Origin of the sequence: Wolbachia endosymbiont (group A) of Sphaerophoria taeniata (assembly GCF_947250735.1) — a bacterium.
Lineage (GTDB): Bacteria > Pseudomonadota > Alphaproteobacteria > Rickettsiales > Anaplasmataceae > Wolbachia.
This window is the reverse complement of record NZ_OX366344.1, coordinates 418,268-442,061: the sequence shown is the minus strand read 5'-3', so window position 1 is coordinate 442,061 and position 23,794 is coordinate 418,268. Positions and strand designations below refer to the sequence as shown.

29 protein-coding genes are annotated in these 23,794 nt (G+C 33.9%); 2 read left to right on the top strand and 27 right to left on the bottom strand.

The window, feature by feature from the left end; all coding sequences use genetic code 11:
• Positions 1–67: 67 nt before the first annotated feature.
• The 6 genes from OOK84_RS02205 to OOK84_RS02180 form a co-directional block, all read right to left on the bottom strand.
• Positions 68–3,184, bottom strand: a complete 3,117-nt coding sequence (locus OOK84_RS02205) for a YhdP family protein (RefSeq protein ID WP_264732225.1) — start codon at positions 3,182–3,184, stop codon at positions 68–70.
• Entirely contained in the window at positions 3,177–3,614 is a 438-nt protein-coding gene (gene rnhA, locus OOK84_RS02200) for a ribonuclease HI (RefSeq protein WP_253309066.1), read from the bottom strand. The genes OOK84_RS02205 and rnhA overlap by 8 nt, the downstream gene beginning before the upstream one ends.
• A 175-nt stretch (positions 3,615–3,789) precedes the next feature.
• Positions 3,790–4,677 (bottom strand): heme o synthase, encoded by an 888-nt coding sequence (locus tag OOK84_RS02195; protein WP_264732222.1) that lies wholly within the window; start codon positions 4,675–4,677, stop codon positions 3,790–3,792.
• 1 nt (position 4,678) lies between these two features.
• Entirely contained in the window at positions 4,679–6,229 is a 1,551-nt protein-coding gene (ctaD, locus tag OOK84_RS02190; RefSeq protein ID WP_253309068.1) for a cytochrome c oxidase subunit I, read from the bottom strand.
• A 15-nt stretch (positions 6,230–6,244) separates the two neighbouring features.
• Positions 6,245–7,009 (bottom strand): cytochrome c oxidase subunit II, encoded by a 765-nt coding sequence (gene coxB, locus OOK84_RS02185; RefSeq protein ID WP_264732220.1) that lies wholly within the window; start codon positions 7,007–7,009, stop codon positions 6,245–6,247.
• A gap of 542 nt (positions 7,010–7,551) precedes the next feature.
• The gene (locus OOK84_RS02180) at positions 7,552–9,072 is read right to left on the bottom strand and encodes an HlyD family type I secretion periplasmic adaptor subunit (RefSeq protein ID WP_264732218.1); all 1,521 of its coding nucleotides are present in this window, start codon (positions 9,070–9,072) and stop codon (positions 7,552–7,554) included.
• A gap of 266 nt (positions 9,073–9,338) precedes the next feature.
• Here OOK84_RS02180 and fabG point away from each other — a divergent pair, with 266 nt between their 5' ends.
• Complete coding sequence (gene fabG / locus OOK84_RS02175) at positions 9,339–10,073, top strand: 3-oxoacyl-[acyl-carrier-protein] reductase (RefSeq protein ID WP_253309071.1); 735 nt, start codon at positions 9,339–9,341, stop codon at positions 10,071–10,073.
• Between the two features lie 95 nt (positions 10,074–10,168).
• Entirely contained in the window at positions 10,169–10,504 is a 336-nt protein-coding gene (locus OOK84_RS02170) for a TrbC/VirB2 family protein (RefSeq protein WP_264732216.1), read from the top strand.
• 28 nt (positions 10,505–10,532) lie between these two features.
• On the opposite strand, the gene OOK84_RS02165 is transcribed toward OOK84_RS02170, so the two are convergent.
• The 21 genes from OOK84_RS02165 to rplN all read right to left on the bottom strand — a co-directional run bounded on the left by OOK84_RS02165 (position 10,533) and on the right by rplN (position 23,784).
• On the bottom strand, positions 10,533–11,813 hold the full coding sequence (locus OOK84_RS02165) for a M48 family metalloprotease (protein WP_264732214.1): 1,281 nt from the start codon (positions 11,811–11,813) through the stop codon (positions 10,533–10,535).
• Between the two features lie 71 nt (positions 11,814–11,884).
• Positions 11,885–12,529 carry a 3,4-dihydroxy-2-butanone-4-phosphate synthase gene (gene ribB, locus OOK84_RS02160; protein ID WP_182182755.1) on the bottom strand — a complete coding sequence of 215 codons (645 nt, stop codon included), beginning with the start codon at positions 12,527–12,529 and terminating at the stop codon, positions 11,885–11,887.
• 6 nt (positions 12,530–12,535) lie between these two features.
• Entirely contained in the window at positions 12,536–13,030 is a 495-nt protein-coding gene (gene greA, locus OOK84_RS02155) for a transcription elongation factor GreA (protein WP_264732212.1), read from the bottom strand.
• Between the two features lie 9 nt (positions 13,031–13,039).
• Positions 13,040–14,581 (bottom strand): F0F1 ATP synthase subunit alpha, encoded by a 1,542-nt coding sequence (gene atpA / locus OOK84_RS02150; RefSeq protein ID WP_264732210.1) that lies wholly within the window; start codon positions 14,579–14,581, stop codon positions 13,040–13,042.
• Positions 14,578–15,138, bottom strand: coding sequence for an ATP synthase F1 subunit delta (gene atpH, locus OOK84_RS02145; protein ID WP_253309075.1), 561 nt, complete (start codon positions 15,136–15,138; stop codon positions 14,578–14,580). Before atpH ends, atpA begins: the two co-directional genes overlap by 4 nt.
• Before the next feature lie 26 nt (positions 15,139–15,164).
• Complete coding sequence (locus tag OOK84_RS02140; RefSeq protein WP_264732208.1) at positions 15,165–15,530, bottom strand: YraN family protein; 366 nt, start codon at positions 15,528–15,530, stop codon at positions 15,165–15,167.
• Positions 15,531–15,553: 23 nt separating this feature from the next.
• Positions 15,554–15,982 carry a 50S ribosomal protein L17 gene (gene rplQ, locus OOK84_RS02135; protein ID WP_264732207.1) on the bottom strand — a complete coding sequence of 143 codons (429 nt, stop codon included), beginning with the start codon at positions 15,980–15,982 and terminating at the stop codon, positions 15,554–15,556.
• A gap of 7 nt (positions 15,983–15,989) precedes the next feature.
• The gene (locus OOK84_RS02130) at positions 15,990–17,057 is read right to left on the bottom strand and encodes a DNA-directed RNA polymerase subunit alpha (protein WP_253309078.1); all 1,068 of its coding nucleotides are present in this window, start codon (positions 17,055–17,057) and stop codon (positions 15,990–15,992) included.
• 21 nt (positions 17,058–17,078) lie between these two features.
• Complete coding sequence (rpsK, locus tag OOK84_RS02125; RefSeq protein ID WP_264732204.1) at positions 17,079–17,465, bottom strand: 30S ribosomal protein S11; 387 nt, start codon at positions 17,463–17,465, stop codon at positions 17,079–17,081.
• A 24-nt stretch (positions 17,466–17,489) separates the two neighbouring features.
• The gene (gene rpsM, locus OOK84_RS02120; RefSeq protein ID WP_264732202.1) at positions 17,490–17,858 is read right to left on the bottom strand and encodes a 30S ribosomal protein S13; all 369 of its coding nucleotides are present in this window, start codon (positions 17,856–17,858) and stop codon (positions 17,490–17,492) included.
• Between the two features lie 59 nt (positions 17,859–17,917).
• Positions 17,918–18,559, bottom strand: coding sequence for an adenylate kinase family protein (locus OOK84_RS02115; RefSeq protein ID WP_264732200.1), 642 nt, complete (start codon positions 18,557–18,559; stop codon positions 17,918–17,920).
• The gene (gene secY, locus OOK84_RS02110; RefSeq protein ID WP_253309081.1) at positions 18,556–19,884 is read right to left on the bottom strand and encodes a preprotein translocase subunit SecY; all 1,329 of its coding nucleotides are present in this window, start codon (positions 19,882–19,884) and stop codon (positions 18,556–18,558) included. Before secY ends, OOK84_RS02115 begins: the two co-directional genes overlap by 4 nt.
• Positions 19,885–19,887: 3 nt before the next feature.
• Positions 19,888–20,358, bottom strand: a complete 471-nt coding sequence (rplO, locus tag OOK84_RS02105) for a 50S ribosomal protein L15 (protein WP_096616812.1) — start codon at positions 20,356–20,358, stop codon at positions 19,888–19,890.
• Positions 20,359–20,361: 3 nt separating this feature from the next.
• Entirely contained in the window at positions 20,362–20,874 is a 513-nt protein-coding gene (gene rpsE / locus OOK84_RS02100; RefSeq protein WP_253309082.1) for a 30S ribosomal protein S5, read from the bottom strand.
• 12 nt (positions 20,875–20,886) lie between these two features.
• Complete coding sequence (gene rplR / locus OOK84_RS02095) at positions 20,887–21,258, bottom strand: 50S ribosomal protein L18 (RefSeq protein ID WP_264732198.1); 372 nt, start codon at positions 21,256–21,258, stop codon at positions 20,887–20,889.
• 5 nt (positions 21,259–21,263) lie between these two features.
• Positions 21,264–21,809 (bottom strand): 50S ribosomal protein L6, encoded by a 546-nt coding sequence (gene rplF, locus OOK84_RS02090; protein WP_264732196.1) that lies wholly within the window; start codon positions 21,807–21,809, stop codon positions 21,264–21,266.
• Positions 21,810–21,825: 16 nt separating this feature from the next.
• Complete coding sequence (rpsH, locus tag OOK84_RS02085; RefSeq protein ID WP_064124654.1) at positions 21,826–22,221, bottom strand: 30S ribosomal protein S8; 396 nt, start codon at positions 22,219–22,221, stop codon at positions 21,826–21,828.
• A 21-nt stretch (positions 22,222–22,242) separates the two neighbouring features.
• Positions 22,243–22,551, bottom strand: a complete 309-nt coding sequence (rpsN, locus tag OOK84_RS02080; RefSeq protein ID WP_264732194.1) for a 30S ribosomal protein S14 — start codon at positions 22,549–22,551, stop codon at positions 22,243–22,245.
• Positions 22,552–22,567: 16 nt separating this feature from the next.
• Positions 22,568–23,101 (bottom strand): 50S ribosomal protein L5, encoded by a 534-nt coding sequence (gene rplE / locus OOK84_RS02075; RefSeq protein ID WP_010962750.1) that lies wholly within the window; start codon positions 23,099–23,101, stop codon positions 22,568–22,570.
• A gap of 6 nt (positions 23,102–23,107) precedes the next feature.
• Positions 23,108–23,425, bottom strand: a complete 318-nt coding sequence (rplX, locus tag OOK84_RS02070) for a 50S ribosomal protein L24 (RefSeq protein WP_182182782.1) — start codon at positions 23,423–23,425, stop codon at positions 23,108–23,110.
• Positions 23,425–23,784, bottom strand: coding sequence for a 50S ribosomal protein L14 (gene rplN / locus OOK84_RS02065; RefSeq protein WP_006279348.1), 360 nt, complete (start codon positions 23,782–23,784; stop codon positions 23,425–23,427). The genes rplX and rplN overlap by 1 nt, the downstream gene beginning before the upstream one ends.
• Positions 23,785–23,794 lie beyond the last annotated feature (10 nt).

Here is a 23,794-nt window from a genome sequence, read left to right as displayed (position 1 = left end):
ACCAGGTGGATCATTCTGAAATTCTTGCATTTTTGTCCATAATTTTGTTAAACAACTTCCCTTTTGGTCATGTCGAACCAAATTTCTTTTTCACACCACCTTTTAAGCCACCGATGACAGCTTCGTTAGTTTTTGTCATAATGCGATCAAACACTCCCAATAACCTCTTTAATAGGTTTGGAGTTAGCGAAGAGATAAGATCAACAGATACGTTATTGTTTTTGTCATCACCACTTGCTTTATAGTCTGTTGAAACGATTCCCCTACTTTTCCCGCCAGTAAGAAGTTTCCCAATTATAGGAATTTTTAACAAAGATTTATTAATTGAATATGCTGGTATTACCTGTCCTTCAACTTGGAATTTATAATTTCTAATGTCGAGCTTACCGCTAGTGCTAATGCCTAATTCCGCCCCTTCAAGCCAAGATTCTTCAATTTCGACAGAGCCATCTTTGTATGAGAAAGGTACATTACATTTATAAAAGTATACACCTTCATCCTTTATAGCATTTACAATACCAGGAAGCGAAGACATCGATAATAAAGTAGTGAGTAGTGGAGCATCTTTGATATAAAAATTACTAATAGATAACATGCCATAATGTTCTTCATTTTCTCTTTGAGGAGATAGATAAAGAGAAAGTTTACCATTTTTGACTGATTTACTAATGCCTAAGGAACGCGAAAGTATACCTGCATTATCCGCATATATTTCGAGCCCTATTCCACTGTATTCCGCTAGTATGTTGCTGCTATCATCTAGAAACTGTCCTGTAAATTGACTTCCATTGCAATTACCTTTAGTACAGGTTACATTCAGCTTAGCATTTTTGATAACGACGCCTTCTTTCATAATTACATTGTCAACATTCATACTAATTTCCATATCTTTGTTTAATCCATTATTGTTTTTGCCAAGCAAGCCTAAAATATCACTCAAATTAATTTTCTCACCATAAATAGTTATGGCATTTTTTTCCTTATCTGATTCAATTTCTATACTAAAATCATTATCAGGCAATTTAAAACTACTAGAATTTAAATATAAATTTCCATTTCCTACTCTTCCGCTGAATTTTATATCTAGGTCATTTCCTATAACATCTAATTTGTCTATTAACAATTCATCGGCACCTTTTAATTTTACAGAGAACAAAACTTTATTGTGATCTTCAAAACGATTTTTCCACCCAAAATAACTTGAACGTGATTCAAGCTCTGATAAATCCATATTACCATTAACATGTCCCGTCTTATCTTGATTTATTACCAATTCTATATTTGTATTGACATAGCCACCTATATTTTCATCAAAATCAAGTATTTGAGCGGGTAAATCTCCGGTCAAATTCCAGGCAAAACTTTCATTCCTATTGCTACTTTTCAGGTCAAATAATAGCTGTGTGTTATTCACCATACCACTACCATTTAAATCTATAAAGTCACTGCCAAAACTAAGCTTAATGTCATATTTACCAAGACTTGCATTATAGACGGCCAAATTGTCAATTTCAGAATGAAAATTTGCTGAGAAGTCTACTTTTTTGTCATCAGCATTTAGATTAAAAATGCGAAAATTAAATACAGATTTTGCCATTCCACTTACTTTATCCCTTTCAACCTTCACCACATCATCCAGCTTAAATCTTATAGGCTCATATAAACCATACGCATCACTTACAGCTTGGCCATTAATGGTTAGAACTGAATTTTCCTTATTGAGAGATTTCATTTCAATATCACCACCATTAATAGTGAAATTCTGAAACTTAGCGCTATTTGCAGTAATTTTGAGATCGTTATTCTTGATGATCAAATCACCCTTTAATTCCTTTACTTGCTCAAAATCTTCATCAAATTTTACGCTACCATTTTCTATATCAGCAACAATTACAATGTCTGACAGATCGTCATCAACCAAATTGTTAATTTTGCCATTGAAACTTACAATGGTATTTAAAACATCCCCATTAATATTATCACAATACCAGCTTCTAAATTTACTATTCACTACACCATCTGGTACATAAGTACATAAATCCTTTGCAGCAAACTTGCTAATATTAATTCTAAGCAAAGCATGACTTGTACTAAAGTTCATCTTGCCTATTAAAGAGAGATACGTGTCATTTAACTTAAAATGGAAGTTTCTTACACTAATAATTCCGTCACTATATGTTAAATTTATATTTACATTAGTTAAGGCCAAATTTTTGTTCAAATAATTTTCTGTATTCAATACGTATATATTTCCATCTACAATTTCATCCTTTTTATCAATTTTCACGGAGAAGCTTCCTTTGAATCCTATATTTTTGTCCAAATTGTAGCTTTTAACTAATGTAGAAAACTCGCTCAATAGTCCCAATTTTAGATTATAAAATGTCCCGTATACATTTAGCAAATTGTTGCGATTTTTTATTGTAATTGATAAATCATCCAAAAATCCCTTTCCATCTTTTGTATTCACATGAATATCTAAAACATTAAAATCTTCCCCCTTCCCTATATATAATTTATCAATAAAAAATTCATCTTCTGTGCTTTTATCAATAGCGATGTTAGTAAATTCAATTTTTGAATCCGCATTTAAGTCAAAAAAAAATTCCCTTATTGTTTTTAATAGATTTTTTGCACTGCTTTCTGTCATCTTAAAATTCTTCCCTGTCATTCCAGCACTCGTCCTTGTCATCCAAGTAGCTTGACTACTTGTTTCTTTTTTTCTAGATTCCAGCGTCACGCGCTGGAATGACACCGAAGGAAGGCGGTTACTATTTAAATAATGATTATCCAAAAGGTCTAATGAGTTTTGCGGATTAACATTAGTTTCTTCTCTCTTGATACATACATGCACATTATCAGCTGAAACCTGAGAGAGATTTGTGCTAGCTTTAAATAAGGAACTTAACTTAAAATGTACAAAAAGCTCAGGAACTTTTATAGTAAAATTAGGGTTTGCTATTGCCAAATCTGTAATGACTAAATACGGATCTTTGCCATCTTTCTGCCAAACAACTGAGGTATTCTCCATATTAACGCTTGAGCCAACAAATATTTTTGATATTTTATGTTTAACATAAAAATTAATATAATTAATATTGATTTCTAAAGGCTTTAAAAAAATAAAGAAGCACAATATGAACAATAAAGCTACGGAAAATAATATAGTAATTTTTTTAAGCATCGATTATTGCTTTTCTTGCTAAAATATCAGCCTCCTCATTATATTTATTGCCACTGTGTGCTTTAACCCACTTCCAATCAATTTCGTGTTGTGAAGCAACGTTGTCTAGCTCTTTCCACAATTCCATATTTTTTACTGATTTTTTATTACTTGTTTTCCAGCCATTCATTTTCCACTTATTTATCCACTCTGTTATGCCATGCTTAATATAAAGACTATCCGTATATAAATTAATATTACAAGAAAATTTCAATACTTTTAGCCCATTGATCACCGCTGTTAACTCCATTTTATTGTTTGTGGTATTTTCTTCTCTACCATAAATGTCTTTTCTATAATCTTGAAATAATATGATAGCTGCCCATCCTCCCGCTCCAGGATTACCAGAACACGCCCCATCCGTGTATATTGTCACTTCTTTCTTACTCATCTTTGTTTATATCGGTTAACAAAGTATATAGTTGCTTTTATGAAAGCACAATTTCTAAAGGTAGTTTAAGCTGCACCTTTAAATTTTATTATAGAAACAAAAAAAAGTGTGACAACGAGCATTACCAAAAGGAAAAGTAAAAAATAGTTTTTATGCTTCTGCCGTTCTTTCATAACTAAAATAAATCAATAGAACAAAAAATAATACTGGCGAATAGGGAAAATAGATAAGAAATTGAATAAGAAAACATTTGTTTCTGTGAGTTGTGGTTCTTGAATCTGAGAATTGATATAGCGTACCAAATAAAGATGCAACCTGCAAAAATTGCCATGCTTAGATAAAGTAAAGCCTTTTTCAAAAATAGAGCTGGAAGCAAGCTGGTTAATACCAGCAACACACTATAAATTAATATATATTTTCTTGTTTTTTCCGGACCATAAACAATATTGAACATAGGAATCGATGCTCTTGCATAGTCTTCAGACTTATTTAAAGATAGGGCCCAAAAGTGTGGTGGAGTCCACATAAAAATTACTAAAAATAAAATGAAACTTTCCCAACTGACAGAATTAGTCACAGCTGCCCAGCCAATCATTGGAGGAAAAGCACCTGCTGCACCACCGATAACGATATTCTGTGGAGTACGCCTTTTTAGCCAAATTGTATATACGAAAACGTAAAATAATATGCTAACTGCAAGCAAAGCAGCAGAAATATAGTTTACTGCTATTGCCATGATAAATACTGACAATATTCCAAGAGTTATACCAAATTCAAGCGCACTTTCTGCAAGAATTCTTTCTGAGGGTATAGGGCGGTTTTTTGTCCTTTCCATGAGCAGATCTATGTCTCTGTCATACCACATATTTATAGCACCTGCAGATCCTGAGCCAAGAGCAACACATATAAGAGATATTAGTGCTAGAAAAGGGTGCATACTACCTGGTGCAGTAACCATACCAGCAACTGCAGTAAATACCACAAGATACATTATCCTTGGCTTCAGCAAACGCCAAAAATCCAGTATTGTTGATTCAACATTTAGCAAAACACTTGTGTACATTCTATTTTACCACTGGTGGCTTTTCGAAAGTATGAAAAGGCGGTGGTGAAGATACTGTCCATTCCAAGGTGTCACCTTCCCAAGGATTATCTCCAGCTTTTTTGCCCCATTTAAAGAGATGTATAACTATAAACACAAAAAACATAACTGAAACAAAGGACATATATGAGCCAATTGAGGATATATAATTCCAAGGGATAAACGCATCAGGATAATCAGGTATACGCCTCGGCATGCCAGCTAATCCTAAGAAATGTTGAGGTAAAAAAGTGATATTGGTACTAATAAAAGTAAGCCAAAAGTGGATTTGACCTAAGCGCTCATTATATTGTTTACCCGACATTTTACCAATCCAATAATAAAAGCCAGCAAAAGCTCCAAATAATGCAGCAAGTGACATGACATAATGGAAGTGAGCAACAACATAGTAGGTATCATGCAGAAGCTTATCTATTCCACCATGAGAAAGAATTATTCCCGTTATGCCACCGCCAACAAACATAAAAATAAAACCTAGTGCAAATAGCATAGGGGTCTTAAACTCAATTGCTCCACCCCACATAGTTGCAATCCAGCTAAAGACTTTTACACCAGTTATAACACCGATAAAAATTGTGGTAGTGCTAAAAAATGCAGCAGCGTCAGCACTAAGCCCAACAGTGAACATATGATGAGCCCACACCATAAAGCCAAATACTGCTATACCTATCATAGCATAAACCATCCCTATGTAACCAAATACAGGTCTGTGAGAAAAAGTTGATACAACCTGACTTATGATGCCAAATGCAGGAAAAATAATTACGTAAACTTCTGGATGACCAAAAAACCAAAATAGATGTTGAAATAACACAGGATCTCCGCCACCGGCAGGATCAAAAAAGGAAGTACCAACATTGCGATCAGTAAGAAGCATAGTTATAGCACCGGCAAGCACTGGTAAGGCAACAATCAACATAAATGCTGTTAGCAAGACAGACCAAACAAACAGTGGCATCTTAGTTAATGACATTCCTTTTGTGCGCATGTTAAATATAGTAACTATAAAGTTGATCGCCCCAACAATTGACGACATACCAGCAACATGAAGTGCAAGTATAGCAATGTCAACTCCTGCACTTGGATGGGACATTACCTGTGATAAAGGTGGATATAAAGTCCAACCTGTACCTGGACCTTCACCAATAAACACTGAGAGAATGAGCAAAATAAAAGATGACACTAATAACCAAAAACTTAAATTATTCATACGAGGAAATGCCATATCTGGTGCGCCAATCATGAGAGGTACAAACCAGTTACCAAATCCTCCCATGAGGGCTGGCATTATCATAAAAAACACCATTATCAACGCATGCCCTGTAACCATTACGTTATATAATTGATAATTATTGTTAAGTATATTAATGTGCATTAGCTGAGTGCGAATAATCACCGATAATAATCCACCAATAATTCCAGCTAATATGGAAAAAATAATGTATAGTGTCCCTATGTCTTTATGATTAGTGGAAAACAACCAACGCTTTATGCCCTTTGGTACGTCACTCATATCTATACTCCAAATTTAACTCACTAATTTTCTATTTTCAATCCACTTATTAAAATCTTCTTTGCTTACTGCTTCAACAACAATTGGCATAAATCCATGGCCTTGACCACACAATTCATAGCACTGCCCGTAATAAACACCAGACTTTTTGATATTAAACCACGCCTCATTCAGCCTACCTGGTATCGCATCAATTTTTACACCGAAAGCCGGTACTCCCCAGCTGTGTATCACATCTCCTGCTGTAACTTGTAAACGAACGTTAGTATTAATGGGTAAAACGATGTTGTTATCAACAGAGAATAGCTTTAAATCTCCTTCGATAAAGTCTTCTTTTCCCTTAATATAACTATCAAATGACACACCTTGATATTCTGGATATTGGTAACTCCAATACCATTGATGGCCAATAACTTTCAGTGTTATATCAGCTTTCGGTATTTCTTCCTGTAGCTTCAGTAATTTAGCGTTTTCAAAGGCTAATATACCAGCAATAATCGTTGGTATAACAAACCAAACAATTTCTAAAAGGACATTGTGGTTAGTTTGGCTTACGTTTGCCACTTTGCTTTTACGAAAGCGAAATACTACATAAGCAAGCAGCGCCCACACAAAAAGCATTATTGCAACCATCACAACCATTACAAACGAATGTGACCTAACTACAGCCTCCATTACTTCAGTTGCAGGAGCAGGAAATCCAAATTGCCAGGAAGTAGGAGCAGAGGCAACAGATATATTTGAGTAAAATATTATCAATAGTGCAAATAACTTCACCATATCTTTTGTTTGTTTGCTATAAAACTAAATGATATACTGTATAATAGTATATATAAACTTACTATGCAAATAGAGATTAGTGATGGTTAATAATTTTTTAGCATTCAATAAGTATAATAGTACAATACTAATTTGAGGAAAAAAGCATTTACATAAATCTATTGTAAGGAAAAATATTATAATATTTTAAATTAAGTATTTACTTTAAGTAAATTCTATAATAAGTTTATAGTGTCTGTTACTGCTAATAACCCTCTAGCCTCACACCTAAAAGCAGTAACAGACACTATTAAACTTTATGACAAGTTTATAATTTGCAAGATCAAAATCTTACAAGTTCCTTTATTTTATTATACATTGCAGTTTGTTAATTAACTTTTAATGCCTATGGTAGCATTTACAGCTTGGACCAAAGGTTTACGCATTATAGAAAATAATTATAAAAAAACACACTATATTTGTATACCATACAAACTTTTTTCATTCTGCATAGCTGAGTTACTAGATTCTGTAAACGAAATCTTTAGAGAAGCCAAATAGAGCTACCTTTCTATAAAAGACCTATCGACTGTTGCAATTATAGGTGTAAACAAGAATGATAAAAGAGTACGGGATTGAGTAACTATGTACACTTCTGCTGGCATACCAGGGTATAGGTATACGTTTTTAAACTGAGCAAGCTCTGACTTTGGTATCACCACGCGCACTGAATAATAACGCCCTAGTCTTGGATCATCAAGAGCATCAGGAGAAATATGGCTTACTATACCACTAATTAAACTTAAACGACGTGCACTGTAAGCACTCAGCCGGACTTTAACCTTTAGCCCTTCTAGCCCATCAATAGAGACTATGTTGCTATCTTTCTTTTGTGCTGACAGTACCTCTTCTATGTTTCTGGTCTGAATTTTAGCATCTATTATTAGGTCATCATCCGATGGCACTACGCTCATGATTGGAACTCCAGATTGTATAACACCACCTTCAGTATGGTATCTTATATCTGTGACTATCCCATCTTGAGGGGATTTAATTATTGTACGTGCTAATGAATCTTCAGCAACCATCAGCCTCTCTTTCAAGTCTGCAATAGACGTACTAACTTCCTTAAGTTCAGCGTTTGCTCTTTCTTGAGAATCATTTCTCACGTTTATAATTTCTAATTCGTTCTCTCCAATTTTTTGCTGCACTTGAGATATTGCAGAACGGTAATGTCCAACTCTGCCTTCAATTTCAGCAAACTGTTTTTCTAAAGCTAAAATGTGTGGTTTGCTTATATGGCCACTATCAAGTAATTGTCTTTTTGTTTCCAACTCCTCAGTTATCAAGTCATATTGCTTATGAGCTGCATTTAGTTGAAAGTTTAGCCCAGCTAATACATCATTTAACTGCTTTATACGTTGTTGCAGTATGTCTGTTTTTCCCAATATGCTCTTTCTCTGAGAGTTGAACAACTTTACTTGATTCTTTATCGCTTTATTTACAAGTTCATCGTGAGATAATTTTTTAACCTCATCAGGAAACTCGAGCGTGTCTAAATCTCCTCTGATTGCAATAAGCCTTGCTTCTGTTGCTAAAAATGATAAGAGCTTCTCTTTGATAATACTTAAATTCGCCTTCTCGTTAACATCACTCAACAAAACTAGAGGCTCATCTTTTTTAACTGCTTGGCTCTCTTTGACTAAAATTTTGCTTATTATTCCTCCGCCCAAGTATTGAACTATTTTCCTATTTGAAGATACAATAACTTCTCCACTTGCATGCACCGCACCGTCAATTGGAGCTATAGCCGACCAAATACCACCTATCCCAAAAAAGATGAGTATTACTACCAGACCAAAAAATAGTGGTCCCCATGTTACTCTCAGAACTTCATTTACGTTATTACTTTCGCGTTTTAAAATAAAATTTATCACTGCATCAATCAATGCAAACGTCTTATCCAAAAATTTTGGGTACTTCTTCTTTTTATTTTTTGCTCCTTGCATATTTATATTATCACTATGGCCAATCAGGCCTGTCAAAGAAAATCCAGCGCTAAGCTTTTTTAACTTACTTATCATAATACTACTGTGAATTTGTGTTAACTCAAGATAACACACAAAAACAAAGAATCTATAATTTAGGCATTCCATTTAGACTGCAGAGCACCAGAATAAACTATTTAGTAACAATTCCTGCATCAACTATGTTTTTAAAATTTTTTGACGTTTAACTTTATTATAACTTTTCCTTTATTTTGTGAATATCTGAGTTACTTATATTATGTAAGAAATCTATTGCCAACCAGTCGATATTCTGTTAGGAATTAAGATAATATAAAGTTATTATGTTTAGATTGGAAAGTAGAAAGTTCCTGATCACTGGCGCATCAGGCGGAATAGGGCAAGCAATTGTAAAAATTATGCACAAAGCCGGAGCAACTTTATGTATTTCTGGCACAAAAAAAGAAGTGCTCGAAGAAGTTGCTAAACAATATGAAAAAAATATGCACATACTCCCTTGTGACTTATCAAATGCTGAGGAAGTAAATCAACTAGTAAATAGAGCAAGTGAGTTGATGGAAGGCTTTGACGGGCTTATATGCAATGCGGGCATTACGCGAGACAGTTTATTATTGAGAATGACAGATGAAGCATGGCAAAAAGTAATTGATATTAACTTGAGCTCTACATTTAAGCTGAGTAGAGAAGCATGTAAGAGACTAATTAAGAATAATTGGGGAAGAATTATAAATATTTCCTCAATAATAGGGCTGACAGGAAACGCCGGGCAAGCAAATTATGCAGCGTCTAAAGCTGGAATAATAGCTATGAGCAAATCTATAGCAAAAGAAGTTGCAAGTCGTAATATAACAGTAAATTGTATTGCTCCTGGGTTTATAGATACTAAAATGACTGAAGTTTTAAATGAAGGACAAAAGGGAAAAATATTAGATAATATTCCAATGAAAAGAATGGGAACAGGGGAAGAAATAGCAGCAGGGGTATTATTTTTAGCAAGTGATGAAGCAAAATATATAACAGGGCATGTGCTTAACATTAATGGTGGGTTATTTATGTAGCAACACTTATGTATAGACAAATTATAATTTTTACTTTAAAATAAAAATATGTGTAGGTTTGCGTTTGCGTTAATTTGTTATTTAAAGGCAAGAAAATGAGCTCTATAATAAAAAGATTTTTTAGTGTTTTTTGTGTAGTATTACTTTTCTCTTTCTCAGGTTATGCAGCTACCACTGATCCTGATATGGATGACACAACTAAAGTAATATGCAATATTATTGGTTACGTTTGGGGAATAGGCGGTCCACTTATGACGGTAGTAATAATTGGTGCAGCTTTGCTTGCAATATTTGGCAGGATGCCGTGGCCAGCCCTCTTCGCTCTAGGCATGTTCTGTGGTGTATTTTTTGGCGCTAAAACTATCATAACGAAAATTATGCCCAACGTAAGTAATGAAGCAAAAGCTATGTTGGAAAAGTGTGGAAAATAACCCATAAAAGTGCAGAAATGCTTTTTTGTTATCCATTAAATTGCTTCATATCTTCAACTTGCAACAAATAAGGACTATCTTTTGGTAGAGTTTTAACAGCTAGCTCAGCATATTTTGTAAATTGCTTTAAATCACCTTCAATACAAGCCTTTTTTGTCAAGGCAAAATAATGCATTGCCGTATCAGCTTCACATTTATATGCAATGCTTAAATATTTCCAGACAAAAGCGTTATTTGGTTCTACATTCAAAATCTGCTCCAGGTAAAAAATCGCCTTTTTTGCATCACCGTGTAATAATAAAGTATGAGATAATGCAAGTTTCACTAAATAACTGTTTTTCTCAGATAAATACCTAAGCGATTCCTCATACATTTTTATTGCTTCACTTAAATTTCCGGCCTTGTATAGCATTTCTGCTTTTAATTCATATAGGTATGGGTCATTGCGTGACTCTTGAATCAATGAATTAACTTTAGCAATAGCCTCTTCTATCTTTCCTTGCCTATAGCAAACTATAGCATTTACATACTCAGAATTATTTTCATATTTATTAGATAACACATGAATAGGAGCAAAGAAAGAGTCTAGCTTTGCAACCACACGCTCAAACTTTAGTAACTTATCCGCAAAAATTGGTTTTACGTTGTTTTTGACCTTATAATTTTGTACAGCAAATATGCGTTTCTCACTAAGTGGGTGAGTGCGGAAATATTCCTCGGTGTTCTCATGCTCAATACTTTTAAAATAATCAAAAATCTCTTTCATACCTGAATTATCATAGCCAGATTCATCAAGGTACCTTAAAGCATAGCTATCTGCTATACTTTCTTGCTCTTGAGAATAGTTAAAAAATAGCCCTGAACTGAGTGCTACACCACTAAGCAAAATTGCACCAGCAACCTGAGGGTTAATGATAATACTAGAAACTAATCCTACCATATAACTAATCATTGCTATCGATTGAAAATAACCCATAGCACTACTCATTTGCAATATATGACCAGCAGATATGTGAGCAATCTCATGTGCTAATATACCAAGCAGGACATAAGGTTTAGCCGAGTATTGTAAAAGTCCTAAATGAATGAAGATACTGTTGTTGTTAATTACAAAAGCATTAATCGAATTATCATTAATTATAAAAACTTTCATTCGGTCACTATCAATGTTTGCAGCGAAAAATAAAGGTTGCGCTAGCTCTTTCACTATTGCTTCCACTTCACTATCTCTAATAATGTTAATAGAGTAAGCATTATTATAATATGCAAAAAAGAACAATAAGGTCAAAAACTTAGCAATTCTAAACATGGAAATTCTGTGCTTGTATAATTTATAGGAATTCTATATTTTAACACTTAAATTATACAAATTTATAAACGCTAGTTTAATTTTTTAACGTAACTGATAAGTTTGTCGATGGTAGTTAACTTAATTTTATGTTGTTCAGCAAATTTAAGTAACTGAGGTAAGCGCATCATAGAGCCATCATCATTCACTAATTCACAAATAACTGCTGAATGATCAAACCCTACTAACTTCGCCATTTCAACACTCGCTTCAGTATGACCAGCACGTTGTGCCACCCCACCTTTATGTGCAATTACAGGAAAAACATGACCTGGAGTTATGATGTCATCCTGAGTGCCATCCTTGTTGATAGCAGCATGTATAGTTTTCGTTCTATCCTCTGCTGAAACACCGGTTGTAATGCCATAACGTGCATCAATTGATGTAGTAAATGCGGTATGATTTTCACCAATATTTTTCTTTTCCATGAAATTAAGGCCCAACCTCTTCATGTGAAATTTAGTCATTGCTAAGCACACAACCCCTGTACCGTACCTAACCATAAAAGCCATATGTTCTGGTTTTACTTTTTCAGCTAAGACAACCAAATCACCTTCATTCTCTCTACTTTCATCATCAACTAAAATGAATAATTTACCGGAACGAGCATCCTCTAATACATCTTCCACAGAAGAAATACCGGGTAGACTCATTGAAGCATAAGTGGCCTGTACCATAATAATTTACTTAAATTCAATCTTAACTATTTTATACAATTTCTCTCCATTTGGCACTGTCACTTCCACATACTCACCGACTTTTTTGCCGATTAAGGCACTCCCGAGTGGTGAACTAGTAGATATTAACTGCTTTGAAACATCAGCTTCATATTCGCCTACAACCTTATAAACATATTCCACTTCACCGTTATTATCACTTAACATGCTTAATGTCACAGTTGCACCAAACATTACTGAATCACCAGACAAATTTTTTACTTCTATTACTTCCGCATGTGAGAGCTTACTTTCTATCTCCATTATACGGCCTTCAATAAAACCTAACCTTTCCCGTGCTGCATGATACTCTGCATTTTCAGACAAATCACCTTGATCACGAGCATCAGAAATATCCTGTATCACAGAAGGTTTTTCTTCCTTTAATTTTTCAAGTTCGGCTTGCATATTCTCAAAACCTTCCCTCGTCATAGGAAATTTATTAATAATGGATGAAGCCATAATCACCACCTAAACGCAATTAAATTGAGTAACGAAATTACTCACAATGTTAAAAATATCACCTTTTATATCATCACTCATGTCATTTGACAACTTTTTTAAAACCCCAGGGTGTACAGTATGAAAATAATTAATAAGATCATGTTCAAATTTATTAATGTAACTTATTTGTATTTTACTTAACTGATTATATAGGTTAGAAAAAATATACATCAGCACTACTTGCTCTTCTATTGACATAGGTAAATGTTGTTTTTGCTTTAATAACTCGACAAGATATTTACCCTTATTCAAGGATAATTGAACACTAGCATCAAGATCAGAACCAAATTTTGCAAAATCTTCTAATTCTCTATACTGAGCTAAGCTTAGCTTTATAGAACTAGCAACTTTCTTCACAGACTTTAGTTGTGCAGCAGAACCAACCCGTGAAACTGACAAACCTATATTTACTGCAGGTCGAAATCCTTTATAAAATAATTCAGACTCAAGAAAGATCTGCCCATCGGTAATTGAAATAACATTTGTTGGCACATATGCAGATACATCACCAGCTTGAGTTTCGACAATCGGCAAAGCAGTTAAAGACCCCTGCCCTTTTTTATCAGACATTTTAGCAGCTCTTTCAAGCAAGCGAGAATGTACATAGAATATATCTCCAGGGTAAGCTTCACGACCAGGAGGACGTCTGAGCAATAAAGACATCTGCCTATATGCCACAGCATGCTTAGATAAATCATCATATATAATCAAACAATGCATTCCATTGTCACGGAAAAATTCCCCAATAGTGCAACCAGCATAAGGTGCTAAAAATTGCATAGGCGCGCAGTCAGATGCACTAGCCACAACTACAGTTGTATAATCTAATGCTCCGCTTTCTTTCAGCTTATTTACCACTTTTGCTACTGTTGAAATTTTTTGTCCAATAGCAACATAAACACAGTAAATTTTTTGATTTTCGTTTACCTCATCGTTAATCTTCTTCTGATTGATAATAGTATCAAGCGCAATAGTAGTTTTACCAATTTGTCTATCGCCAATAATTAATTCACGCTGCCCTCTACCTATTGGAATTAGCAAATCTATAATTTTAATTCCTGTTTGCAGTGGCTCATGCACAGACTTACGATCAATAATGCCTGGCGCTTTAGATTCTATATCCATTCTGTTTTTGGCTCTAATTTCCCCACCGTCGTCTATAGGATGGCCCAACGCATTTACAACTCTCCCTAACAATTCATGCCCTATAGGCACCTGCACAACATCACCACTACATTTTACAACGTCCCCTTCTTTCACATCACGGTCATTACCAAGCACAACTATTCCAGCCGTATCATGATCTAAATCAAGAACTATTCCTTCTACACCGCTTGCAAAAAATACCTTTTCACCGAATTTTGCTTTTTCCAGCCCATAAACCAATGCGATACCATCTGTTACTGAAATTACTTCACCTATATTTTCCCGCTTTATAGGATTATCAAACGTCTCAACTTTTTCCCTTATTACACTTGCTATCTCAGAAACATTCATACTGTTCTTCATACAAAATTCCTTACTTTTAATATTTCCATTTTACTTAAGTCAACTAACCTATCTAAGTAACTTTTTAGCGAAGCATCGATCAAATTAAAACCATACCTAACTACGAAGCCACCTAGTATAGAAGGGTCAACCACATTGCTTACTTTTATTATTTTACCAAGAAAGCTCAAAGATTCAGTAATTATTTTTATATCAGATTCCTTTAAAGCTTCTGCTGACTTTATAGTAATTTCGAATTCATTTTCATTTTCTTTTGCAAGACTTAAGAATTTTTCTAATATAAGGATCAATAAACTAGAGCGTTTGTTTGCAAATATAACCATAATAAATTTTACTAAATTTTCACTCAAGTGCTCATTTATAGAAAGCATCACTTCTTTTTTGTGTGCAAAAGAAATCATAGGATGAGATAGGTACACAAAAACATCACGTTGATCCTTAAAAAAAGCCAATAAAAATTCTACTTCTTTCCTTATAATACCTAACCTGCTTCCTGAGACATGAAACAGCACTCTAGCGTAAGATGAAACTAAATTATTGTATTGGGTCTTTTTCATATTAAATCCAGTAAATCTAAATTAATTCAGCTACAAACCTTCCATTCTTCAATCCAAGCATTTTTTATATAAACAGGTCCTCTCTTTAAGGAAAGAAAACATAAATCATATCTGACTGAATAATCTAAAAAACTAAGGTTTGTAATTAAGAAATACTTAGAAGAATTTATAATAGACTGACATTGAAGATGAGATATCGGTATTTCTTTTCCAAGTAAACTTGTTTTAACTTCTATAAAAATCAGCTCCTTTTTTTTAGATACAATTAAGTCAATTTCACCGAACTTACAACGGTAACGGCGTTTTATAACATTATACCATTTCAGCTTTAAATATGCCAAAACTAACAATTCGCCAAAGTAACCTACAAAGTAGCGTAACCTACTTACCATAAGAAGAACAATTATGATAACAATTAACTTTGTGTAACTACTTTGCCTCCTTCTCTATTTTTACTATAAACCTTACCTCTTGCTGCAATATCCCTATTAACCAGTTCTATCACTGCCATTGAAGCGCAATCACCCTTTCGAGTGCTAAATTTTATTATTCTAGAATACCCACCTTTACGATCTTGATAACGGCTGGCTAAGACGTTTAATAACTTATCAACTGCTAACTTACTATTATGAAGGCGTGAAAGCAAAAGTCTTCTACCATGTAAAGTATTCTTATTCTTAGCAATTGTAATAAACTTTTCGACATATGGACGAATTTCCTTAGCTTTTGGTAAAGTAGTTACAATCTGCTCATGGTTAATTAATGAGATAGATAGATTCTTTAACGTCGATAATCTATGTTCAGTGCAACGAGATAGTTTACGTTTTTTTATTCCATGTTTCATATATCACCTAATCTTCATCAGTATGTTGTTTAGCCAACTCATCTATATCCTTAGGCGGCCAGTTTAGAACATTCATACCCAAAGACAAGCCAAAATTAGCCAAAACTGCCTTAATCTCATTCAAAGACTTCCTGCCAAAATTAGCAGTTCTTAACATTTCACCTTCTGTCTTTTGCACAAGATCACCTATATAAGTGATGTTTTCGTTTTTCAGACAGTTATGAGACCTGACAGATAATTCCATTTCATCTACCTTACGCAATAAGACAGGGTCATAACCCAAATCTTTAGCACCACTAGACGAAGAAACCTGCGATTTTTTATAACTTACATCAGAACTAATAAAGGGCTGAAGTTGCTCCTGTAATATTCTTGCAGCAGAGTCAACAGCTTGACTTGGAGAGATTGTACCATCAGTTTCAATTGACAATATCAGCTTATCCTTATCAGTCACTTGGCCAACACGACTATTCTCTACCCTGTACGAAACCCTGTTGACAGGGCTATACAAAGCATTAACTGGAATAAAACCAATTAAATCCTGTTCACTCATAAGCTTCAAAAGTTCATTTTCTTTATACTTAGTTACAGGAAGATAACCTTTTCCGCTAGCCACATATATGGTCATGTTAAGCTCTACATTTTGCCCCAGCGTACATATTAACAAATCTTTATTAACAATAGAGCATTGATCATCAGTTTCTATCATCCCAGCTAATACCTGGCAAGGCCCTTTAGCGTTTAAATTTAAGCATTTATTAGAAGCACCATTTAATTTACAACTCAACATGCCCATATTTAATACTATATCAGTTACGTCTTCTCTTACCCCTTGAATTGAAGTAAACTCATGAGTTATACCTTCAATTTTTATTCCATAAACAGCACTACCTTTAAGAGAAGATAACATTACACGTCTTAATGCATTACCTAATGTTAAAGCAAAACCACTTTCCAACGGTTCTAGGACTATATCACCTTTTTCACTTGAATCATCTGATATTACCTTAACTGAACTAGGTTTAATCAATTTATCTAAATTGCTACAGAGAGAAACATTATTATTATAATACATAAAACAACCTTTTCAAATATCCTATACTCTTCTTTTTTTTCTTAACCTGCACCCATTATGAGGAATTGCGGTTTTATCTGCAATTGAAGTCACAGTCAACCCACAGCTCTGAAGTGCTTTAACCGCAGCTTCGGTACCAAAGCCAGGACCACGAATTATTACAGAGACAACCTTCATACCAAATCTCTCCATTGCATTCTTCGCAGCAGCCTCCGCAGCCTTACCTGCAGCATAAGGTGTGGATTTTCTCGAACCTGAAAAACCACATGCACCCACAGAAGTTTGACATAGCGTATTACCATGAACATCAGTTACATTTACAAAAGTATTATTAAAAGTTGCACGAATATGAACAACACCAGTAATAAACTCCTTTGTACTCTTACCAACCGTTTTGACTTTTTTCATTAAAACTCACAATAATAATAAATTTTATTTTTTCCCAGCAATAGGCAACCGAGATCTACCTTTACGAGTCTTAGCATTAGTATGAGTCCTTTGTCCTCTCACAGGTAAACCTTTTCTATGTCTCACTCCTCTATAGCATCCCATTTCCACTAAAGATTTTATGTTCATAGCCACTTCTTTTCTGAGCTCACCTTCTATAACATAATTTTGTCTAACGAAACTGCTGATCTTTTCTATATCTTCATCTCGTAATTCTGAAACACGTTTGCGCTTATCAACTTCACAAGCGTGACAAATTACATTCGCAGTAGCAATACCTATACCATATATATAAGTTAATGCAAAAGGAACACATTTCCTCACTGGAATATTTATGCCTGCAATACGTGCCACTGGTACCTCGATACTTTATTAATAACAACTCTTAATTTATACCATAAAACAACTCAGAGTCAAACCAAATTACAAGAAATTTTACTTTCAATCTCTTGCGTTACCTCATCAACACTCAAATTAGCGTCAATTGTTAATAATTTACCTTTATAATACTCGCGTAAACCTTTCATTTGAAGGTGATATTCACTTATTCTCTTATTAATTGCAGACATATCAGCATCATCAATTCTTTTCTCTAACCTCGTACTTTTACATTTAGCACAAGTAGTACTCTTAAAAGAAGATACACTATATATGCTTTTACAGTCCAAACACGCGAGACGATTTTTTAATCTATCGATTGCAATATTATCGTCAAGCTGCAGTTCAATTACAATATCAACATCCCTATTATATTTTTCTTGCAAAACTTGAGTCAAAAAATGAGCCTGGTTTAAATTTCTCGGAAAACCATCTAATAAGCAATTATCATCCATTAATGCAAGCTGGTCATGCAATAATCCACATATAATTTCATCTTGAATTAAATTACCAGATTCCACGGTACCCTTTATTTTTTTACCTAACTCACTGCCATCAGATATAATATTCCTTAATAAATCCCCCACTGAAATTAATTTTAAATTATATTTTGCTATTAACAAGCTTGACTGAGTACCTTTACCAGAACCTGGAGGACCAAAAATCGTAATGATCATCTTACTTTCCTCGTTTTAGACTCATATTTCTTTATCCAGCTATCGTACCTATTCGAAAAAATATAAGATTGTATTTGCATAATAGTATCAGTAATAACGTTCACTATAATCAGTAAACTCGTCCCACCAAAAATAAATGGTATATCATAATAATATCTCATAACTTCAGGTACAGTACATATGACTACCAAATACGCAGAGCCAATGAATGTCAACTTAAAAACTATATCTTGAAGGTAATCAGAAGTATGTTTCCCAGGCCTTCTACCAGGTATAAAACCACCATTTTTTTTAAGAAAATCTGCGTTTTCCTCTGGATTAAATATAAAATTGGTATAGAAAAAATTAAAAAATACTATCAGCACCAAATAGGCTACAATATATACTACTTTATTTGCCATAAAGTAATTTAAAATAAAATCAGAAAAAGCGTGCCCCTTATAGAAATTTGCAATTGAAATAGGTGTCAATAAAATTGCATTAGCAAAAATGGTTGGTACTACACCAGATAAATTAATCTTCAATGGAATATAAGTAAAATCGTCATTATGTAATCTTTTAAATTGCTTTTTAGGATGTTGAACAATAACTTTTCTATAAGAAGACTCTACAAAAATGACTAAGACTAGCAGCAAAAAAAACAATACCAAAACAAAAAGGATAATAAATAACGATACGCTACCGTTTTTATTTAACGTTAACAGAGATGACAAAGCGCTGTGTAACTCTGATATTATGCCCGTGAAAATGATTAATGAGATACCATTGCCTATACCGCTAGCACTGATTCGTTCACCAAGCCATATTAAAAGCATAGTTCCACCTAAAAGGCTGAAAACACCTATTGTACGAAACATAACACCAGGTTCGATTACAACCAATACCCCTTCCCTATTCATCCCTTCCAATCCAACCAAAATTGGAATTGATTGAAATACACAAATTACTATGGTCAGGTAGCGTATATAAGAATTCATCTTTCTACGGCCTGACTCTCCATCATTCTTAACTTCCTTCATTCCTTTAATCGCAGAAGAAAGCAACTGAATAATGATAGAAGCCATTATATATGGCATAACGTTCAATGCTAGAATTGTCATTCTAGCCAATGCACCACCAGAAAATAAATTAAATACTCCAAAAACACCTGAGCCCTCTTTGGGAAATATATCATTAATTACATCAAGATTAATTCCAGGAATAGGCACATAAGTACCCAAGCGATAGCAAATTAAAGCTATTAGCGTAAAAAATATACGTTTTAATAAATCGCCTTTATATAACAACGTAGGATCCAAGCTATTAAATGCGGATTTATTGCCCATGATTTACGATAGTATTTCCACACTACCACCGACTGAAGCTACAGATTTTTTTGCAGCTTCTGACGCAAAATCAACATGAAACACAAATTTTTCGCTCAACTTACCTTTATTAAGAAGTTTAATTTTATCCTTAATAGACTTTATAAAACCTAATCTATACAGCCTCTCCTTATCTATAACAGAGTCTTTCACTATTTTTTTAGCTTCCATTAAGCGCTGTATATCGCCAACATTAATTATAGAATATATGTTCCTACGTATAGGCTTAAAACCTCTTTTAGGCAAACGAGTATATATAGACTGTTGTCCACCCTCAAAACCATTTATGGAAACTCCACTTCTAGCCTTTTGCCCTTTATGCCCTCTACCGGATGTTTTACCTTTACCACAACCGATACCTCTACCCAGCAACTTAGGCTTCTTTTTCTTAGATAACTTAGTAAATATAGAGTTTAATTTTACAGCATTATTCATACTTTACCTGTTTCCAACTATCTCGCTAATCTTTTTGCCTCTTTTGCTTGCTACCTGACGAGGAGATAACATACTATCAAAAGCCTTAAATACCGCACATATAACATTATGAGGATTATTTGATCTAGTGGATTTAGCTACCACATCCTTTATACCTAACACCTCAAAAACTGATCTAATCGCTCCACCAGCAATAATACCTGTTCCGGCTCTTGCGGTTCTTAAAACTATCTCACCAGAACAAAATTTAGCTTTAATATCATGATGCAAAGTTCTACCTTCACGCAAGTACACTCTAATCATCGATTTCTTTGCAGCATTTACAGCTTTGACTCTTGCTTCAGCAACTTCTGCGTGCTTACCTATTCCACATCCTACCCTACCCTTCCCATCACCAACAACAACCAAAATTGAAAATGAAAATCTTCTGCCACCTTTGGTAACCGTTGTTACTCTTCGTACCGAAACTAAAAGCTCTGATAAATCATTATTATTTTGTAAATTCTTTATAGCCATATTCAAAACCTTCTAAAACTCAAATCCAGAACTTCTTAAAGCCTCAGCAAATTGAGAAACTAATCCTGTATATTTATACGCTCCACGATCAAATACTAGCTTTTGTTCTAATTTCAGAACAGATAAGCGCTCAATCATTAAAGAAGAAACCTGTTTTATAGTTTCAGCATTGACTTTTCCTTTACATACATCCTTAATTTTAGCATCCAAAGTAGAAGCTGAAGTGAGAGTTACTCCTTTTACATCATTAATTAACTGGACATAAAAATGCCTATTAGATTTAAATATTGATATACGCAAAGGTTCAGCGCTCTTGTCAAGCTTCGCTCTATTACGCAACTTCCTTTTTTCATAGTTACTTAAAAAATTATATAACCTTCTCATCTTAATTACTTCTTTTTACTTACAACTTTACGCAACATAAATTTACCCTTTATTACAATACCCTTACCTTTATAAGGATCGTACTTCCTAATCCTGCATATATCAGATGCCACCATATAAACTTTTTGCTTATCCATACCACTAACTACTAAGTGAGTTGGCTTTATGCACTTAATCTCAACATCTTTAGGAACTTTATATTTAACATTATGGCTATAACCAAGATACAAAGTCAAATACTTACCATCACACTCTGCCTTATATCCAACACCATTAATCTCAAGATTAACAGAAAAACCATCAACCATGCCGTTAATAATATTATTAATATTACTCCTATAAGTGCCCCACATAGGCTTTATTTCATCATAATCATCTTTATCTTGATCCACAGAAAGGAGTAGCTGATTATCAACAATCCGGCACACAACATCACTGATTAAGCTAAGCTCTTTTTCAGCCTTAGCACTCTTTATTAACATCCTACCATTATTATATTCAACTGAAATACTAGCAGGAATATTGATAGGAGCAGCACCTATACGAGACATGAATTTCTCCTATTATTTAAAACACACGACACAAAACTTCTCCACCAACCTTTAACTTATGTGCATTATAATCAGTCATCACTCCTTTGGGTGTCGATATAATAAAAATACCAAGACCATTATATGCTTTAGAAATGTCCTTGTACTTAGAATAACAACGACAACCAGGCTTTGACACCCTAACTATGTCACTAATTACAGGTGACTTCTCATAATACTTCAATTTTACAATGAAAGAAGGTAAATTATCTACAACTTGCTTTTCATAATCAAGGATATACCCTTCATCTTTTAAAATCTTCAGTATAGAAGAATTCACTTTAGAAAACAACACTCTTGTTGTTCTATGCATTGCCAATTGAGCATTACGTATCCTTGTTAAAAAATCACCAATACTATCAGATAACGCCACAATATACTCCTTATATTATATTTACCAACTAGACTTTGTAACCCCTGGAACTTGCCCAAAAGAACATAAATCACGCAAAACAATTCTACATAAACCAAATTTTCTATATACTCCTCTTGGTCTCCCAGTTAAAGCACACCTATTTCTAATTTTGGTTTTAGAAGAACTTCTAGGCAATTTTTTAATTAATTTATTTTGAGCTGTAAACCTTTCTACAATAGACAAATTCTTATTATTTATTATAGATTTCAATTTCTCTCTTTTTTCTTTATATTGATCGCACAGCTTTATTCTGCGAAGATTTCTTTCTATCATAGATTTTTTTGCCATATATTTCTCCTCTCAATTAATCAAAAAAAGGAAATTTAAGAGCCAGTAATAATTCCTTTGCTTCCTTATCACTAACTGCACTTGTTATAATATTAATATCCATACCTCTAATTTTACTTATTTTATCATAGTCTATTTCTAAAAACGAGATATGTTCCTTTATACCAAAGGAAAAATTACCATTACCGTCAAATTGCTTCACACTAAATCCTCTAAAATCTTTTTCCCTTGGCAAAGCAATATATATCAATCTTTCTAAAAACTCATACATTTTATCTCTACGCAAAGTTACTTTGCAACCTACTGTAGCACCTTTTCTGATCTTGAAGCCAGAAATAGATTTTTTTGCAAAAGTTGATAAAGGCTTCTGCCCAGCAATCAAATATAGGCTATCAAGTGGTTCATTTATTGCTTTACTATCTGTAGCAGCATCTCCAACGCCCATATTGATACACACCTTGACAAGTTTAGGCACTTGCATGATATTGCCGTAATTAAACTTATCCTTTAAGGACTTTACTATGCTATCTTTATACAATTCTTTAAACATATCAACCTAATCTATCACTTCTCCAGAAACTTTTGCAAAACGCACTTTTCTACCGTCTATAACCTTAAACCCCACTCTAGTTGGAGTTTTATATTTAGGGTCCAATGTTGCAACGTTGGATATATCAATAGCTAACTCTTTATTTAATATACCACCACTACTACCAGCTTTTGGTTTAGTGTGTCTCTTATGTACATTTACCCCAGAAACAATTACTTTCTTTTTAGCATCACATGCCACAACTTTAATCACTTTACCAATTTTTCCCTTATCTCTACCAGTTAAAACTATAACGTCGTCACCACTTTTTATTTTAGCACTCATTATAAAACCTCAACAGCTAATGACATTATCTTCATAAAAGAACCAGATGATAACTTTTTTACCGGACCAAATACCCGAGTGCCAAGTGGTTCACCTTGATCGTTAATCAAAACTACAGCATTGCTAGAAAAACGAATTACAGAACCATCAGATTTTCTAATAGGGCTTTTCACCCTCACCACAACTGCTCTATATACTTTTCCCTTCTCAACCTTCCCTCTTGGAGTAATAGATTTAGTAGATACAATAACTGTGTCACCTATAGATGCAGACTTTCTACCACCCAATAAACCAATACAAAGCACTGCACGCGCACCAGAATTATCAGCTACTTCCAACAATGTATTTTTTTGAATCATATAAATATCC

What these genes read in the sequence shown, in the direction of transcription:
- OOK84_RS02205 (WP_264732225.1), bottom strand. Translation starts at nt 3,184, where the DNA reads ATGCTTAAAAAAATTACTATATTATTTTCCGTAGCTTTATTGTTCATA.
- rnhA (WP_253309066.1), bottom strand. Translation starts at nt 3,614, where the DNA reads ATGAGTAAGAAAGAAGTGACAATATACACGGATGGGGCGTGTTCTGGT.
- OOK84_RS02195 (WP_264732222.1), bottom strand. Translation starts at nt 4,677, where the DNA reads ATGTACACAAGTGTTTTGCTAAATGTTGAATCAACAATACTGGATTTT.
- ctaD (WP_253309068.1), bottom strand. Translation starts at nt 6,229, where the DNA reads ATGAGTGACGTACCAAAGGGCATAAAGCGTTGGTTGTTTTCCACTAAT.
- coxB (WP_264732220.1), bottom strand. Translation starts at nt 7,009, where the DNA reads ATGGTGAAGTTATTTGCACTATTGATAATATTTTACTCAAATATATCT.
- OOK84_RS02180 (WP_264732218.1), bottom strand. Translation starts at nt 9,072, where the DNA reads ATGATAAGTAAGTTAAAAAAGCTTAGCGCTGGATTTTCTTTGACAGGC.
- fabG (WP_253309071.1), top strand. Translation starts at nt 9,339, where the DNA reads ATGTTTAGATTGGAAAGTAGAAAGTTCCTGATCACTGGCGCATCAGGC.
- OOK84_RS02170 (WP_264732216.1), top strand. Translation starts at nt 10,169, where the DNA reads ATGAGCTCTATAATAAAAAGATTTTTTAGTGTTTTTTGTGTAGTATTA.
- OOK84_RS02165 (WP_264732214.1), bottom strand. Translation starts at nt 11,813, where the DNA reads ATGTTTAGAATTGCTAAGTTTTTGACCTTATTGTTCTTTTTTGCATAT.
- ribB (WP_182182755.1), bottom strand. Translation starts at nt 12,529, where the DNA reads ATGGTACAGGCCACTTATGCTTCAATGAGTCTACCCGGTATTTCTTCT.
- greA (WP_264732212.1), bottom strand. Translation starts at nt 13,030, where the DNA reads ATGGCTTCATCCATTATTAATAAATTTCCTATGACGAGGGAAGGTTTT.
- atpA (WP_264732210.1), bottom strand. Translation starts at nt 14,581, where the DNA reads ATGAAGAACAGTATGAATGTTTCTGAGATAGCAAGTGTAATAAGGGAA.
- atpH (WP_253309075.1), bottom strand. Translation starts at nt 15,138, where the DNA reads ATGAAAAAGACCCAATACAATAATTTAGTTTCATCTTACGCTAGAGTG.
- OOK84_RS02140 (WP_264732208.1), bottom strand. Translation starts at nt 15,530, where the DNA reads ATGGTAAGTAGGTTACGCTACTTTGTAGGTTACTTTGGCGAATTGTTA.
- rplQ (WP_264732207.1), bottom strand. Translation starts at nt 15,982, where the DNA reads ATGAAACATGGAATAAAAAAACGTAAACTATCTCGTTGCACTGAACAT.
- OOK84_RS02130 (WP_253309078.1), bottom strand. Translation starts at nt 17,057, where the DNA reads ATGTATTATAATAATAATGTTTCTCTCTGTAGCAATTTAGATAAATTG.
- rpsK (WP_264732204.1), bottom strand. Translation starts at nt 17,465, where the DNA reads ATGAAAAAAGTCAAAACGGTTGGTAAGAGTACAAAGGAGTTTATTACT.
- OOK84_RS02115 (WP_264732200.1), bottom strand. Translation starts at nt 18,559, where the DNA reads ATGATCATTACGATTTTTGGTCCTCCAGGTTCTGGTAAAGGTACTCAG.
- secY (WP_253309081.1), bottom strand. Translation starts at nt 19,884, where the DNA reads ATGGGCAATAAATCCGCATTTAATAGCTTGGATCCTACGTTGTTATAT.
- rplO (WP_096616812.1), bottom strand. Translation starts at nt 20,358, where the DNA reads ATGAATAATGCTGTAAAATTAAACTCTATATTTACTAAGTTATCTAAG.
- rpsE (WP_253309082.1), bottom strand. Translation starts at nt 20,874, where the DNA reads ATGGCTATAAAGAATTTACAAAATAATAATGATTTATCAGAGCTTTTA.
- rplR (WP_264732198.1), bottom strand. Translation starts at nt 21,258, where the DNA reads ATGAGAAGGTTATATAATTTTTTAAGTAACTATGAAAAAAGGAAGTTG.
- rplF (WP_264732196.1), bottom strand. Translation starts at nt 21,809, where the DNA reads ATGTCTCGTATAGGTGCTGCTCCTATCAATATTCCTGCTAGTATTTCA.
- rpsN (WP_264732194.1), bottom strand. Translation starts at nt 22,551, where the DNA reads ATGGCAAAAAAATCTATGATAGAAAGAAATCTTCGCAGAATAAAGCTG.
- rplE (WP_010962750.1), bottom strand. Translation starts at nt 23,101, where the DNA reads ATGTTTAAAGAATTGTATAAAGATAGCATAGTAAAGTCCTTAAAGGAT.
- rplX (WP_182182782.1), bottom strand. Translation starts at nt 23,425, where the DNA reads ATGAGTGCTAAAATAAAAAGTGGTGACGACGTTATAGTTTTAACTGGT.
- rplN (WP_006279348.1), bottom strand. Translation starts at nt 23,784, where the DNA reads ATGATTCAAAAAAATACATTGTTGGAAGTAGCTGATAATTCTGGTGCG.